General features: G+C 65.2%; 12 protein-coding genes. 5 read left to right on the top strand and 7 right to left on the bottom strand.

Annotation, left to right across the window (positions count from 1 at the left end; translation table 11 throughout):
* Window positions 1-141 precede the first annotated feature (141 nt).
* The 3 genes from DV733_RS03855 to DV733_RS03865 all read left to right on the top strand — a co-directional run bounded on the left by DV733_RS03855 (window position 142) and on the right by DV733_RS03865 (window position 7676).
* The gene (locus tag DV733_RS03855) at window positions 142-6456 is read left to right on the top strand and encodes a PKD domain-containing protein (protein ID WP_161569337.1); all 6315 of its coding nucleotides are present in this window, start codon (window positions 142-144) and stop codon (window positions 6454-6456) included.
* A gap of 78 nt (window positions 6457-6534) precedes the next feature.
* On the top strand, window positions 6535-7413 hold the full coding sequence (locus tag DV733_RS03860) for a shikimate kinase (protein WP_049993877.1): 879 nt from the start codon (window positions 6535-6537) through the stop codon (window positions 7411-7413).
* Complete coding sequence (locus tag DV733_RS03865) at window positions 7371-7676, top strand: chorismate mutase (RefSeq protein WP_049993878.1); 306 nt, start codon at window positions 7371-7373, stop codon at window positions 7674-7676. The genes DV733_RS03860 and DV733_RS03865 overlap by 43 nt, the downstream gene beginning before the upstream one ends.
* A 6-nt stretch (window positions 7677-7682) precedes the next feature.
* Here DV733_RS03865 and DV733_RS03870 read toward each other — a convergent pair whose 3' ends face one another.
* The 5 genes from DV733_RS03870 to DV733_RS03890 all read right to left on the bottom strand — a co-directional run bounded on the left by DV733_RS03870 (window position 7683) and on the right by DV733_RS03890 (window position 10360).
* Window positions 7683-7937 (bottom strand): DUF7123 family protein, encoded by a 255-nt coding sequence (locus DV733_RS03870; RefSeq protein WP_049993879.1) that lies wholly within the window; start codon window positions 7935-7937, stop codon window positions 7683-7685.
* A gap of 171 nt (window positions 7938-8108) precedes the next feature.
* Window positions 8109-8504 carry a TRAM domain-containing protein gene (locus tag DV733_RS03875; RefSeq protein WP_049994318.1) on the bottom strand — a complete coding sequence of 132 codons (396 nt, stop codon included), beginning with the start codon at window positions 8502-8504 and terminating at the stop codon, window positions 8109-8111.
* A gap of 96 nt (window positions 8505-8600) precedes the next feature.
* A complete protein-coding gene (locus DV733_RS03880; RefSeq protein WP_049993880.1) occupies window positions 8601-9275 on the bottom strand; it encodes a YkgJ family cysteine cluster protein in 675 nt (224 codons plus the stop codon).
* Between the two features lie 36 nt (window positions 9276-9311).
* Window positions 9312-10082 carry an MBL fold metallo-hydrolase gene (locus DV733_RS03885; protein ID WP_049993881.1) on the bottom strand — a complete coding sequence of 257 codons (771 nt, stop codon included), beginning with the start codon at window positions 10080-10082 and terminating at the stop codon, window positions 9312-9314.
* Window positions 10082-10360, bottom strand: a complete 279-nt coding sequence (locus tag DV733_RS03890) for a helix-turn-helix domain-containing protein (RefSeq protein ID WP_049993882.1) — start codon at window positions 10358-10360, stop codon at window positions 10082-10084. The genes DV733_RS03885 and DV733_RS03890 overlap by 1 nt, the downstream gene beginning before the upstream one ends.
* Before the next feature lie 256 nt (window positions 10361-10616).
* On the opposite strand from DV733_RS03890, the gene DV733_RS03895 reads away from it, so the two are divergent.
* Both DV733_RS03895 and DV733_RS03900 read left to right on the top strand, forming a co-directional pair.
* Window positions 10617-11321 carry a class I SAM-dependent methyltransferase gene (locus DV733_RS03895; RefSeq protein WP_049993883.1) on the top strand — a complete coding sequence of 235 codons (705 nt, stop codon included), beginning with the start codon at window positions 10617-10619 and terminating at the stop codon, window positions 11319-11321.
* Between the two features lie 76 nt (window positions 11322-11397).
* Window positions 11398-12972 (top strand): hypothetical protein, encoded by a 1575-nt coding sequence (locus DV733_RS03900; protein ID WP_049993884.1) that lies wholly within the window; start codon window positions 11398-11400, stop codon window positions 12970-12972.
* A 585-nt stretch (window positions 12973-13557) separates the two neighbouring features.
* Here DV733_RS03900 and DV733_RS03905 read toward each other — a convergent pair.
* Complete coding sequence (locus DV733_RS03905) at window positions 13558-14601, bottom strand: dipeptide epimerase (RefSeq protein WP_049993885.1); 1044 nt, start codon at window positions 14599-14601, stop codon at window positions 13558-13560.
* Window positions 14598-15614 (bottom strand): DUF1611 domain-containing protein, encoded by a 1017-nt coding sequence (locus DV733_RS03910; RefSeq protein ID WP_049993886.1) that lies wholly within the window; start codon window positions 15612-15614, stop codon window positions 14598-14600. The genes DV733_RS03905 and DV733_RS03910 overlap by 4 nt, the downstream gene beginning before the upstream one ends.
* Window positions 15615-15713: the final 99 nt, after the last annotated feature.

A 15713-nucleotide genomic window follows, 5' to 3' on the forward strand; every position in this document is an offset into this window, starting at 1 on the left:
GGCAGACGTGGACGGACCGATCGAGGTGGCGAGAAGAGCGCCACCATGGATCACCAGAAGACGATGACACGAACAATCGCCAACTCAAGGGGGCACCGAACGGTAAGTATTCGAGCAGTCTGTGTAGCACTACTGGCTGTCATGGGAGTCGTCGCACTCGGAGCGACGGCACCGGCAGGAGCGGGCGCTGACGGACCGACGTCGCTCGCTGGCGGCGCTACGAGTGGGTCGACCGTCAGCGGGACGGTAACGTCGGCGGCCCAGGACGGCGGGCTCTCCGGGCAGGCCAGCGTCGTCCTCAAACAGGGCGGGACGGTCGTAGACAGTACGTACACCAACAGTTCCGACGAGTACGCGTTCAACGGCGTCGCCGACGGGAGTTACACCGTCGTCGTGCGCGCAGACCAGCACCAGACGAGTCGGACGTCGATCTCGGTTGCTGGCGGCGACGTGACTGAAGACGTCACGCTCGACGCACGCGTGCTGAACACCGACTCGGGCAACAGCTACGTCAGCATCAACAACGCCGTCCAGAACGCGAGTTCCGGCGCGACGATCACAGTCGCGCCCGGGACGTACTCCGAGAACGTCGACATCGGAACCTCGGGGATTACACTCGAAGCGACCGGCAACGCTTCGGAGACGATCATCGACGCATCCAGCGGAGATGACTCGCTGCTAGTGACGGGTCAGAACGTCGTCGTCGAGGGCTTCACCTTCCGCAACGGCGGTGCAGCGTCGTCGGTGGCACTCGTCAATGACGGGATCACGCTCCGTGACAGCGTCATCGACGGGAATAATGTCATCGGAAACGGCATCTACACGAACGGCCAGATTACCGTCGAGAACGTCAATATCACCGAGGCCAATAACTACGGCATATTCGCAGACAGCGGATCTACCGGCACTGAAGTCGAACGGTCCGAACTCGTCCGAAACGGTGTCGGTGTGATCGTCAAAGATGCGATCACTCTTCGAAACAACACGATAGACAATTCCGACGGCGGGGCGGGCGCGGGTCACGGTGTCTGGCTCACGTCCGGCTCAGACGGCACCGTCGTCGTCGACAACGAGATCAGTAACAACGACGGCGGGACTGCCCTGCAGGTGAACCAGCAGGGCGGCGGAGCTGTCACCGTTACCAACAGTGTCGTCAACAACAACAATATCTTCGACAACGCGTATGGTTCCTACGTCAATTCTAACGGCAACCAGCTCGACGCCCGCTACAACTGGTGGGGAGCCAGCGACGGGCCAGGCAATCAAGGACCTGGGTCCGGTCAAGGACTCAACGGTGCTATCGACTTCGACCCGTTCCGTACCTCGGCCAACCCAGGAACGCCAGTCATCCAGGGAAGCGTCGACTCAGGTGCGGAGGACTTCACGGCCGGCAACGGCGAGGTGACGATTCAGCTCTACGCGGGTGGGTCGCTCGTCGACTCGACGACCAACGACGCCAGCGGGACCTACTCGTTCCGGAACGTCTCCGACGGGAGCTACACCGTCGTCGCCTCGGCACCCAACCACGTCAGTGCCAGCGCGTCGATGTCGGTTGAGGGCAGCGACGTCTCCCAGGATCTTACACTGGAGGGGATCGCTCAGAACGAGCGCAGCGGTCAGTCGTTCGTCTCACCCGCCAGCGCCATCGACTCGGGCAGCTACGACGTCCAGGCCGGCGACACGATCACGATCTATCCCGGCACCTACCAGACGTCGCTCGACTTCAACAGCATCACGACGGCGAGCGACCTGACGCTCACCTCGGCCAGCGCGGCCTCCGAGACGGTGATCGTCGGGCAGGGCGGGACGCCGACGATAAACTCCGGCAGCGCCTCCGACGGCCTGACGATCGACGGGCTGACGCTGAGGTCCAGTGGGTCACCGGTGGCGATCATCAACACGTTCAGCATGAACACCGTCGAGGTGCGCAACAGCATCATCCAGGCCAGCTCGGGCGTTTCGGGCATCTCCGCGAACGAGCAGCTCACCGCTGTGGACAACGAGATCCACAACGGCGACAAGACTGCTACCGGGATCGAACTCCGTGACGACGGTGGGACCGGAAGTATGATCTCCGAGAACGAGATCACCGGCTTCACCAACGGAATCGAAGCCACCGACTCCGACGGGCTGACGATCACCTACAACCAGATCCGGAACAACGGTGACGGCGGCGGCAACGGGATCGGAATCCTCGTGGGCGACGGGACTATCGACGGCTCGACGATCACCGTCAACTGGAACAACGTCGTCGGCAACAACTACGGGCTGTACGCGGGCACCACTACTGGGACAGTCGACGCCGAACTGAACTGGTGGGGCGACGCGGGCGGTCCCAGTGCAGGTGAGGGTGCCGGTGGTCAGATCGACATCGAGCCGTGGCTGACCGGTCCGGCACCCGACGGCCCGCCGACGCCGGCACAGCTCAGCCTCACGACGGCCGATCCGGTGCCGAGCGAGACCGGACAGGCAGGCACGTACGCGATCAATTTCACCTTCGGTCAGGTCGGCAACCCCGCGGGCGAGTACGTCTCGGTCGACTTCGGCTCGGCGACGGCCGATCTCTCGGGCGTGACGACCGGTGACGTCTCGATCGAGGGGCCAAGCGGCAGCCGGACCGTCGAGGCTGTCCTGACGCCCGATGGCCAGACGCTCGTGCTCGACCTCGCCGCGGGCGACGTCATCGACGACCCCGCGAGCGGCGACCAGTTCGACGTCACCGTGGGCAACGTCGGGAACGCCGACGACGGCACGCAGACGTTGACGCTGGGACTCCACGACGATAGCGGCGGTTCGCCCGCCGCGGCCTTCGTCACACAGTCCGGCGCCTACAGCGTGCAGGACACGACCGCACCGACCGCCGACGCGGGAAGCGACTTCACCGTCGACGAGGACACCTCGTTCACCTTCGACGGCTCGGCCTCGTCCGACAACGGTGACAGTCTCACCTACGAGTGGGATACCGACGACGACGGTACCTACGAAGTCACCGGTGAGACTGGCTCCGCGACCTATGCCGATCCCGGCTCCTACGCCGTCACGCTGCGGGTGACCGACAGCGGTGGCAACACCGCGACCGACGTGGTGAACGTCACCGTCAACGACGTAACGCCGCCGAACGCGGACGCGAGCAACAGCCAGACGTCCGGTGACGAGGACACCTCGTTCACCTTCGACGGGACGGCCTCGACCGACAACGTCGGCATCGACACCTACGAGTGGGACTTCGACGGAGACGGCACCGTGGAGACGACCGGCGCTACGCCTTCGTACACCTATGCCGACCCCGGAACCTACACGGTGACGTTGACTGCGACCGACGCCGCCGGTAACTCGGGAACGGACACGCTGACGGTGACCGTCAACGACGTGACGCCGCCGAACGCGGACGCTGGTACCGACTTCACCGTCGACGAGGACACCTCGTTCACCTTCGACGGGTCGGCCTCGTCGGACAACGGCAACATCGCCAGCTACGAGTGGGACACCGACGACGACGGCACCTACCAGCTGACGGGTGCGACCCCGTTGGCGAACTACGCTGACCCCGGCACCTACACCGTCACCCTGCGAGTGACTGACGGTAGTGGGAATACCGCGACCGACACCCTGACCGTCACAGTCCAGGACACGACTGCGCCGACTGCTGACGCCGGACCGGATCAGACTGTCGACGAAGACACCTCGTTCACCTTCGACGGCTCCGGCTCGTCCGATAACGTCGCTGTGACGAGCTACGAATGGGACTTTGACGGTGACGGTACGACCGACGCCACCGGGCCGGCTCCGAGTTACACGTACGCCGACCCCGGCACCTACACCGTCACCCTGACTGCGACCGATGACGCCGGCAACACCGACACCGACACCCTGACCGTCACGGTCCAGGACACAACTGCACCGACCGCCGACGCTGGCCCCGACCAGACCGTCGACGAAGATACCAGTGTCTCCTTCGACGGGACTGGTTCGAGTGACAACGTCGGCGTGACCACTTACGAGTGGGACTTCGACGGTGACGGCACGGCTGACGCCACCGGACCGACGCCGAGTTACACCTACGCCGACCCCGGCATCTACACCGTCACTCTGACCGCGACCGACGACGCCGGCAACACCGACACCGACACCCTGACCGTCACTGTCAACGACGTGACCGCACCGACCGCAGAGGCCGGTCCCGACCAGGCCGTCTCACAGGACACGGCAGTGGACTTCGACGGGACCGCTTCGAGCGACAACGTCGGCGTGACGAGCTACGAGTGGGACTTTGACGGGGACAGCACGACTGACGCCACCGGGCCGACGCCGAGTTACACCTACACGGCGGCAGGAAGCTATACAGTGACACTGACCGTCAGCGACGACGCCGGCAACACCGACACCGACACCCTGACCGTCACTGTCAACGACGTGACCGCACCGACCGCAGAGGCCGGTCCCGACCAGGCCGTCTCACAGGACACGGCAGTGGACTTCGACGGGACCGCTTCGAGCGACAACGTCGGCGTGACGAGCTACGAGTGGGACTTTGACGGGGACAGCACGACTGACGCCACCGGGCCGACGCCGAGTTACACCTACACGGCGGCAGGAAGCTATACAGTGACACTGACCGTCAGCGACGACGCCGGCAACACCGACACCGACACCCTGACCGTCACCGTCGGCGACACGACGCCACCGACCGCCGAGGCTGGCCCCGACCAGACCGTCGACGAGGGGTCGACCATCAACTTCGACGGCTCCAGTTCGAGCGACAACGTCGGAATCGACAGCTACGAGTGGGACCTCGATGGTGACGGCACCGTCGACGCCACCGGTACCACGTCGAGTTACACCTACGCCGATCCCGGCACCTACACCGTTTCCCTGACTGTCAGCGATGCCAACGGGAACACGGACACCGACACCCTGACCGTCACCGTTGAGGATACGATCGCCCCGTCCGCCGAGGCCGGTCCGAACCGGACAGTCATGGAGGAAACCGCAGTGAGCTTCGATGGTTCGGGATCCACCGACAACGGCAACATCGCGAGCTACGAGTGGGACGTCGACGACGACGGGACGGTCGAGGCGACCGGGGTGACACCCAGCTACACCTACGTCAACCCGGGAACCTACACCGTCACGCTGACGGTCACCGACGGTGGCGGTAACACCGACACCGACACCCTGACCGTCACTGTCGATGACGTCACGGGCCCGACCGCCGAGGCCGGGCCAGACCAGACGGTCTCGGAGGACACCAGCGTGACCTTCGACGGGACCGCTTCGAGCGACAACGTCGGGATTACGAGCTACGAGTGGGACGTCGACGGCGACGGGACCTACGAAACGACCGGCGAAACAGCGTCTCACACCTACGCCGATACTGGGACCTACACCGTCACGCTCCGTGTAACGGACGACGCGGGTAACACCGACACCGACACCCTCACTGTCTCCGTCGTCGACACGACGCCACCGACCGCCGAGGCCGGACCGGACCAGTCCGTCGAGGAGGGCACGACTGTCAACTTCGACGGCTCCAGTTCGAGCGACAACGGTGTCATCACGACGTACCGATGGGACGTCGACGGTGACGGCACGACCGACGCCACCGGGCCAACCGCGAGGTCCACGTTCGTCGACCCCGGCACCTACACGGTGCGACTGACGGTCACCGACAGCGGTGGCAACACCGACACCGACACCCTGACCATCACTGTCGGAGACCAGACGGCACCGACCGCCGAGGCTGGCCCCGACAGAACCGTCGAAGTCGGCTCGACCGTGAGTGTCGACGGGTCAGGGTCGTCAGACGACGTCGGGATCGACAGCTACCAGTGGAACTTCGGCGACGGATCTGCGGCGAGTGGTGTGACCGCCTCCCAGGCTTACGATCAGCCAGGCACCTACACGGTGACGCTGACAGTCACCGACGGCGCAGGGAACACCGACACCGACACCCTGACCGTCACCGTCGAAGACCGGACCGCGCCGACCGCCGAGGCCGGCCCCGACAGAACCGTCGAAGTCGGCTCGACCGTGAGTGTCGACGGGTCGGGGTCGTCGGACAACGTCGGAATCGACAGCTACCAGTGGAGCTTCGAAGACGGCACGTCAGCCGCGGGCGAGACGGCGGGTCACGCCTACGACGAAGCCGGCACCTACACGGTGACGCTGACCGCCACCGACAGCGCCGGCAACACCGACACCGACACCCTGACCGTCACCGTCGAGTCGACTGACGACTCGGAGACGGCGACACCGGGCGACACCACCACGACACCAGGCGAAGAGACGACTACGTCGGGCGAGGAAACGACCACGTCAGACGAAGATACCACGGGGAGCGGGACGACGACTACCGAAGAGTCGAGTGGGAGTGGCTCGGGCCCAGGGTTCACCGCAACGCTCGCAGTCCTGGCAGTCGCCCTCGCTGCGCTCCTCACCCACCGCCGCCAGCACTGACGGCCGTCCGGACCCGTCTCGATCCTTTTCAGTCCCGAATCACCACCCCTTAATACCGGCTCGTACGCACAGACGACCATGCAGGGACAGGCGAAAGCGCCGGCCGCCGGCACGGTGTTGAACGCACTCGCCAACGGCAAGGGCTCTGCGTTCGCCATCGACGCCTACACGACCGCGACCGTCGAGTTACTGACCGATTCCGAGGAGATCACCGGCGAAGTCGCCGAAGATCCCGAGGCCGACACCCGCCTCATCGAGACCTGCGTCGAGTACGTCCTCGATGCTCACGGTGACCCCGATGTGACCGGCCCGAACGCCGTCTCGGGCGCACACGTCCGGACCGAGAGCGAGGTCCCGATGGCCTCCGGCCTGAAGTCCTCATCGGCCGCGGCCAACGCGACCGTCATGGCGACACTCGACGCGCTCGGCAAAGAGGAGAAGATGACTCGCGAGGACGCCGCCCGCCTCGGCGTCATGGCCGCCCGGGACGTCGGCGTCACAGTGACGGGCGCGTTCGACGACGCTTCGGCGTCGATGCTCGGCGGCGTGACAGTCACGAACAACACGAGCGACGACTTGCTCGCTCGTGAGGAAGTCGACTGGGACGTCCTCGTGTGGACGCCCGACGAGCAGTCGTTCAGCGCCGACGCCGACGTCGAGCGCTGCAAGCAGGTCGCCCCGATGGCCGACCTCGTCGTGGACCTCGCCCTCGGCGGCGAGTACGGCCGCGCGATGACCGTCAACGGACTCGCGTTCTCGGCGGCACTCGATTTCTCGACCGAACCGATGGTCGAAGCCATGCCGCTGGTCGAGGGCGTCTCGCTGTCGGGGACGGGGCCGAGCGTCGTCGCTGTCGGGGATCGGGAGGCATTAGAGGGTGTACGCAAGACGTGGGAACAACGAGACGGATCCACATGGCTGACAACGACACAGAACTCCGGGACACAGACGAGATGAGCCTCGACGAGCTCCGCGAGGAGATCGAGACCATCGATCGCGAGATCGTCGAGAAGATTGCCCAGCGGACCTACGTCGCCGACACGATCGCCCAGGTCAAAGACGAACAGGGACTGCCGACGACCGACGAAGAACAGGAACAGGCCGTCATGGATCGCGCCGGCCAGAACGCAGAGCGCTTCGACGTCGACTCCAACCTGGTCAAGGCTGTCTTTCGTCTCCTGATCGAGCTGAACAAGGTCGAACAGCGCGAGAGTCGCTAAGAGCGTTCAGGTCGTGACCATCCACGTCGTCGAGGAGGAGTAGCCCCACTTCTCGACGTCGATGTCGAACTCGCCCTCCTGCAGCGGCGTCATGTTCGTCCCGACCTCCTTGGCGGACATGTCCAGTTCCTCGCCGATGAGTCGGGACTTGAAGTACGTCTGCGTGTCGGCGTTCTTCCGGAGATAGTCGAGGATCGCCTGCTGTTTGTCCGTCAACGTGGTCGGCGCCGCGGTCGCTGCCTGGGATGCCGTCGTGCTCATACTTTCAGGTACGGACGAAACTGTTATAGGGGGTTTGGTACAGTCTGTTAACACGCTGCAGTCTTGCGGTTTTCTCCAGAAACGGACGCCCGATCGGGAGGGACGACGAGCGTCAGCACTGGCGTTGGTACGAGCAGGAAACGCCGTCGAGGGACCCCCCACCAGGCCGGGTCAGATGTCTTCTTCGATGATCTCGCCGACGGCGAAGTTGGACTTGACTTCGGTGATCTCGACTTTGACCCGGTCGCCGATGTCGGCGCCAGGCACGATGATCACGTAGCCGCGTTCGACGCGAGCGATGCCGTCGCCCTGCTTGCCGATGTCCTCGATCTCGACGTACCGAATCTCCCCGTTCTCGACTGGGGGCTGGGGTTCCGAGGGCGCACTCTCGGTCGTCTCGTTTTCATCTTCCTCTTGCTCGCCGGAGATGAGCGCGACCCGGTAAGTTTCGCCGGGGTCGATCGAACCGGTCTCGACCTCGCGGCGGGGCACCTCGATCACGTAGCGGTCGTCTTCTGCTGATACATCCGCACTGAACAGACACAGGAGTTTCTCTGAGATCTCCAAGGCTATATCCTCCATTGGGCCGGTCGTAGGCCTCCATTAAGAACCTGCCGGCGGATCTGCAGCCCCAGTCTCGTTCGTTCCCACGTGTGCGAAAAATCAGTAGGGCGTCCCGTCGATACGTTTCGGTCCGTCCGAGTCGTAGACGACAACGTCGTCACTCTCGACAGGCTCGTAGTTCTCGCGGACTCCGATGGCCTCTTCGAGTTCGCGGATCGCCCGCTCTTTGAGCGTCCGGGCGAGGTCCTCGGCCTCCGCACGTGAGATGTCCCGACCAAGGCCTTCACACTCGTGGGCCCGGACCATCCCTTCCTCATCAACCGCCTCGCCCATCGGCTGGCTCGTCCCACCCAGCGCGACGCTGAACGGGTAGGTCTGACAGATCAGTGGCCGATCCTCGTGGACCGTACAGGCTCCCGTTCCGTCCTCGTCCTCGGCGTAGAACGTACAGTCCCCACAGGAGTCTGTCTGCAGCGCCCACTCGAAGGTTTCGCCCCCTGGCTCACCTTCGTCCTCGGTCAGTCCGTACGGCATCGGGCGAGCCACGTCGCGCCAGTCGTAGTCGTCACGCGCCTGGATTCGGCTGATCTCGTCGGGAAAAGCCGTCGCCGTGTGGGGTTCCGTGTCGCCGTCTTCGCCCTCGAGTCCACAGGTCTCGGCCTTGCAGCAGGCCCCACAGCGCGTACACTCGAAGCCGATGGATTCGATAGCGTCAGCCAGTTCGGCCACGTCGAGTTCCCTGGCTCGGTCGAGTTCGGCTTCGAGCGATTCCATAGCAGAAAAAGCGGCGCTGGCAACTAAAGGGCCGCGCTATGCCGGCCGCGCCCGCTGGCCGTTCCACCGAATCGCGCCCTCGACTGCCAGTTTTTCGAGGTGGGCAGCAACCGTCGCGCGAGCGAGATCCGCGACGCCGGAAACGTCTTTCTCGTAGGCGGCGTCGGTGATCGCTTCGAGTGTCTCGGTGCCGGCGTCGACGGCCGCCAGAACGCGGTCTTCGCGGTCGAGTCGATGTGCGATCAACCGTCCGAGTACCGCTCGTGGTGCCTCGATCACGGTGCCGTGGCCGGGGTAGAGGCGGGCGGGGTCGCGAGCGTGGAGTCGACGGAGACTACTCAGATAGGTCCGCATGTCACCCTCGGGTGCGCCCACGACGACGCTGCCCTCCGCGACGGCCAGGTCTCCGGTCACGAACGACTCACCGACCCGGAGCGCGACGTGTTCGGGTGCGTGGCCAGGTGTGTCGACAATTTCGACCGTGCCGCCACTGGTCTGGATCGTCGTCGCCGGGGTAAAGGTGCGATCGGGCGAGACGCCGCTGGCGCGTTCGAACTCGCTCTCGCGTCCACGACGGGCCCAAACAGTCGCTTCGTCGGCGTAGGCTGCGATTCCACCGACGTGGTCCGGGTGGTGGTGTGTGGCGAGGACGTGGGCGACGCCGGCCTCGGCGACGACCTCGCGAAGGCGATCGCTGTCGCCACCGGGATCGACGAGAATCACGTCGTCGTCACCGCACACGTAGGCGGCCACCCCACCACCGGGCGCGCGGGACGAGATATCGAGGTCGACCCGCTCGATCCGCATTATCGCGTGTCGGCGAGGAAGTAGACCTGCTTGCGGGCGTCGCGGAAGCTGTACCGGGAATCGACGAGCCCGACTTCTTCGAGGCGGTTCAGTGCGTACCGGACGGTTCGGTCGGGCAGCAGCGACTGCTCGGCGAGATCGCCCTGGGACAGCGGCGCTTCAGTTTCGAGTACTTTGGCGACGAGCTTTGCGCTCGGCGGGAGTTCGCGAAGGCGCTCGCGAAACTCGGCGTCGTTGAACGTGATCTCTCGGGCCACCCCATCGGTAGTCGTGCTCATACAGCACTCTCTGGGAAGCGCAGTGGTAAAACTTGGCTATATGGATGTGAAAACAATACAGTCTCCTAGAGGAGTATTAATCTCCTTTGTATATCTATGGATGACCATGAGAGATCCGAGGATTGCGGCACTGGCGTTCGTGCTGCGGTGCGAGCGAGAGGGGCGGACTGGTGGATGCGAGGGGGTCGGTAGCGATGGATTCTCGCCGGTCGTTTTCAGTATCGTTTTATTCCCGGGATGACGAGAGTCGGACACCGTGAAAGGACAGGAGTGGTACCAGGCGGACGACATCGCCGAGGAGTACGAAGAAAAGCGCTTCTCGCGCGGTGGCCGCCTGATCGACCGGCGGGAGAAACAGGCCGTGCTGGACGCGATCGGCCCAGTCGAGGACTCGAAAGTACTGGAAATTGCCTGTGGAACCGGTCGGTTCACCGTGATGCTGGCCGAACGCGGCGCCGACATCGTCGGTCTAGACATCTCGGGTGCGATGCTCCAGCAGGGCCGCCAGAAGGCCCAGGCCGCTGGCGTCGACGACCACCTGGAGTTCATGCGCGGGGATGCGGGTCGGCTCCCGTTCCCGGACGACCACTTCGACGCCGTGCTCGCGATGCGATTTTTCCACCTGGCCGATACGCCGGCCTCCTATCTCAGCGAGATGCGCCGGGTCGCGAAGGACGTCGTCTTCTTCGACACATTCAACCGTTTCTCGACGCGCTCGATCTACAACTGGGCACTCCCGATGGGCTCGCGGCTGTACTCCCGCTGGGAGGTCGGCCGCCTGCTCGACGAAGTTGGGCTGGATCTCGTCTCCGACGACCACGACTTCGTCCTCCCCTACGGCTTCTATCGGCAGATCCCCAACCGGACGGCCTCGACGTTCCGCAAGATCGACACCGCGCTCGGCGGGCTGCCGCTCGGTGGTCGGCTCGCCTCGGTTTCGTACTGGACCTGCCACGTTTGAATTCTCGGTCAGTTCGTGTTTCTCGGAGACCGCGGAGACACAACACTAACGTCACGGGCCGCCAACACCGTTTTTAATGACGGATCTCGCCGATCTGGTCGACCGCTCGCTCGCCCCCTCGACCCGCCGGGAGTTCGACGAGCGCGTCGACGAGCAGGCCGCGTTTCTGGAGGGGGAGTTCGCCGACGGCGCACTGGACAACGACGCGTTCGCGATCGGGCTGGAGATGGAAGTCTACGCCGTCGCCGGCGAGGCGACGGACGCCGCCAAGGATGCAGGCGGCGCGACGGCACCGTGTTCGTCCTGTCGGCTCCACCAGATCCCGGGCAGCGTCTTCGAGGATACCGACGCTGTCAGCAAGGAACTGGGCTTGCACAACGCCGAGATCAACACCGACCCCAACGTCTTCGACGACGCCGGCCTGGCCGCCCAGGCGACTGCCATCGAGATGGAGACCGAGAAGGCCCACGCCGCCGCCGGGGCCGAAGGCTGTGCGCTCGTGCTGGACGCGATGTGGACCGTCCCGCCCGACTCGGGATCGGTCGAATACCTCTCGGCCACGACGGACGTCGAGGGCGTCCAACTGGCCTCGAACATGCGCAGCGATCCCCGCTACGTCGCCATCGACAACGACATCGTCGAGCGCGCGGGCGGCCAGATCGACTTTTCGGTGCCGGGCGCGGACATCGCCTTCCCGTCGATCCTCTTCGAGTCGCTGGCGACGTCGATCCAACCCCACCTCCAGATCCCAGAGACGGCGAGCTTTCCGACCTACTACAACACCGCCATTCGGACGCTCGGCCCGCTGCTCGCGCTGGCGACGAACTCGCCGTTTCTGCCCGCCGACGTCTACGGCGACGTCGAGGATCCCGGATCCCTCGTCGAGGACACGCACCACGAACTCCGGATCGCCGTCTTCGAGCAGTCGGTCAACGAGACCGCGAACCCGAAAGTGCGGGTGCCGGTCGACATCGACGACGTGACGGACGTGGTCGACCGCGTGGTCGCAGACGACGTGATCGCCCCGTTCCTCCGGGAGTGGATCGCCGAGGAGCCGCCGACGGCATACACCGACGACTACTGGGAGTTCGAGCACAAGCGCGGGACCTACTGGCGCTGGCTCCGCTGTGTCGTCGGCGGCGACCCCGTCGAGGGCGCCGGCGACGAGCGCTCCGTTCGGATCGAGTACCGGCCGCTGCCCACTCAGCCCACCGTCGACGACGTCGTGGGGCTGCAGGCGCTGACCGTCGGGCTGATCCGTGGACTCGTCGTGGCCGATCATCCCCTCGCCGAGCTGGAGTGGGGCGCCGCCGAGCGCTGCTTCTACGACGTCGCCCGCAACGGGCTGGAGGCTGACCTGGCGTGGATCGATGCGGATGGCGAGCGCACCAGCGACCCCGACGAGATCTTCGCCGAGGTCTTCGAGTACGCCGAACGCGGGCTCGACGTGCAGGGGATCGACGACCCCGACGAGTACCTGGATCCCATCCGCGCACGCTGGAAAGCCGAGATGGCTCCGAGTGACTGGAAGAAGGCGCGGGTTCGGGAGTCGCTTGCGGACGGTGCGGATCTGGAGACCGCGATCACGGAGATGCAACGGGACTATATCGCCAAGAGTCGCGAGACTGAGTCCTTCGTCGAGTGGCTCTAGGACGCTGTTTCTCTCGCTCTTTCGCTGAAAGACGATGCTGGCGCGCGCTGGCGAGACTTCACGTCGAGCCGAAACTGCGCGAGGGATGAGCGAGTGACTGAAAGGAACGAGCGAATCGGCTGGGGAGGGTGTGGATGAATTCGGGTGGGACTGAGCCGAACGGTGTGAGGCGAAGGTCGAAAGACGAACGGAATGAGTCTTTCGGGACTGAAAGGGGCGACAGGCTCGGAGAGTGAGGCGAAGTAAGCACTGAGCGAACGAAGTGAGCGAAGCGCACAGCGAGCCGCAACCTCCGAGCCTGTCGGGGCTTTCTACGACTGCTTCACGGTGACCGCAACACCCAGAAAGCCCCCCGGACGCTACAGTCCCGCGACTCGCTGCGGTCCTCGCCTCACTCCGTTCGGCTGTGGTCCTTACGTCGTCGAGGTTCCTGTAGCGTCCGGCCCCTTTCAGACCCACCCACGGGACAGCAACCGCACCACATCCTCCCCAGCCGATTCGCTCGTTCCCTACGGTCGCTCGCTCATCCCTCGCGTGCGTTCGTCGCGGTACGGGGACCGCGACAGCACGCGCCAGAATCTCTCTTCACTGTTCACGAACACCGGTACCGGGACGATCGAGATCAGCAAGATTTGGCCGACCATCCACGAACGGCACACCCACGAAAGGATCCTCGGCGAGCAACAGCGAGCCGTCGAGATCCGCGTAGTCGGCGAGCGGCGAGCAATGCACGGCGGCCGCGAGCGAGGCGTTCGATTCGACCATACACCCGACCATGGTCTCCAGACCGTGCGCAGTCGCGGTTTCGAGCTGTCGCCGGAGCGCCCACGGACTCCCGCACTTGGCGATCTTGCCCACGACGATGTCGCACGTCCCGGCCACTCCCGGCACGTCCCCCGCGTCGACACAGCTCTCGTCGGCTGCGACCGGGATCGCACCGCGCTCGTGGACTTCCCGAAGCCCTTCCAAATTCCCGCCGGGCACGGGTTGTTCGAGGAACTCGACACCGAGGTCGGCCAGCCACCCACTCACCTCGACCGCCGTCTCGACGTCGTACCCGCCGTTGGCGTCGACCCGGATCGTCGCCTCGGGCACGGCCTCGCGCACGGCGGCCACGCGCTCGCGATCCGCCTCGGAATCGGTCCCGATCTTCAGTTTCAGGATCTTGAACCCCGAATCGACGCGATCGCGCGCCCGCTCGGCCATCGTTTCTGGAACTTCGACCCCCATCGAGTACGAGGTCACGGGCACCGCGTCGGGATCGAGTCCCCACTGCCGGTAAAGCGGAACCCCCAGTCGCGTACCAGCGAGATCCGCCAGCGCCGTCGTCGCCGCACTCTTCGCAGCTGTGTTTCCTTTGACGGTATTTTCGAGTCGCCGTTCGACGCGCTGGGCGGCGTGAGGATCGTCGACGTCTTCGACGACGGCCAGCAGATCGGGCAATATCTCGACGACTGTCTCGGCGGTCTCACCGTAGTACCGCGAAGGTGCGGCCGCACCGATCCCCTCGTTCTCACCGTCGCTGACCCGCACGACGACCGTCTCGGCGATTTGGGTCGTCTCCCGAGAGATCCGGAAGGTCTCGGCGAGGGGGAGTTCGTAGCGTTCGAACTCGGTTTCGAGGGTCATACCAGCGTGTCGAGCACCGCCGAAGCCTCGAAGCGGATAGGGTCGGTCGCCGGCGCGTCGATGGCCTCGGCGTAAGATTCGATGGCCTCCCGAGCCTGCTGGTCGTCGTCGATCCCCGACGTGTTCAACATTCCCGCGGCGACCGCACTCTCGGCCACCGGATCGGCGAAACGCTCGTACAGCGCGGCGTACTCCTCGGCCGGCGGGAGCGAGAACGACTCGTAGCCGTGGACGGCCTGCCGGCCGGCTTCGTGACAGAGGACCAGCTTCTCGGGCATCGAGCCGTGGACGATTCCGGCTGTGACGGCGGAGTATGCGGGATGGGCGAGCGCGCCCTGGCCCTCGACGAAGACCACGTCGTGATCCCCAACCGCCTGGACCATCCGCTCGACCGCACCAGCAGTGAAGTCGCTGATCGTCCGGTCGACGGCGATCCCCCAGCCCTCGATCAGGATCCCAGTCTGCCCAGTCGGGACGACCGCGGCGTCCAGCCCCTCCTCGCGTGCGGCCTCGCGCAACTCCATCGCCGCGGTCATCTTTCCCGTCGAGCAGTCCGTCCCGACTGCGAGGACGACCGTCGCGTCGACCTCGCGGGCCCGGGCCTCGCTGACGGTCAGATCGTCGGGCGGGTCGCGAACGTCGACCAGTTCGCAGTCGTGTTCGGCAGCCAGCCTCGCGAACTCCTCGTCCTCGTTGAGCTGGTAGTGCAGTCCCGCGTAGACGTCACAGCCGCGTTCGAGCGCGCCCCGGACGTCCGGCCGCCAGGACGCCTCGAAGCCACCGCCGATCGGTGCGATCCCAACGATCAGGGCGTCGAACTCGGGTGCGTCCTCGACGCCGGCGACGATCGGCGCGTTGGGAATTCGGGGCTCGTCGAGATACTCACGGATCGAGTCACCAGCGCGGTCGCGGTCGAGGACGGCGACGACCTCCTGGTCGCCGTAGCGGAGAACGCCGACGGCGGTCTTCGCGCGCTCGGGAAATTGCTCGTGGGCGAGGATGGCGACGCGCATACCGGACCCTCGGCGTCTGCGGGCAAAAAGCTTCGAATCACTGCCAGCCTCTCTCACCTCGGGGCAAACTACTTTCCTGCCCGTCGAAAACGAGTGGCT

This window comes from Halapricum salinum (assembly GCF_004799665.1).
In the GTDB taxonomy this organism is placed as follows: domain Archaea; phylum Halobacteriota; class Halobacteria; order Halobacteriales; family Haloarculaceae; genus Halapricum; species Halapricum salinum.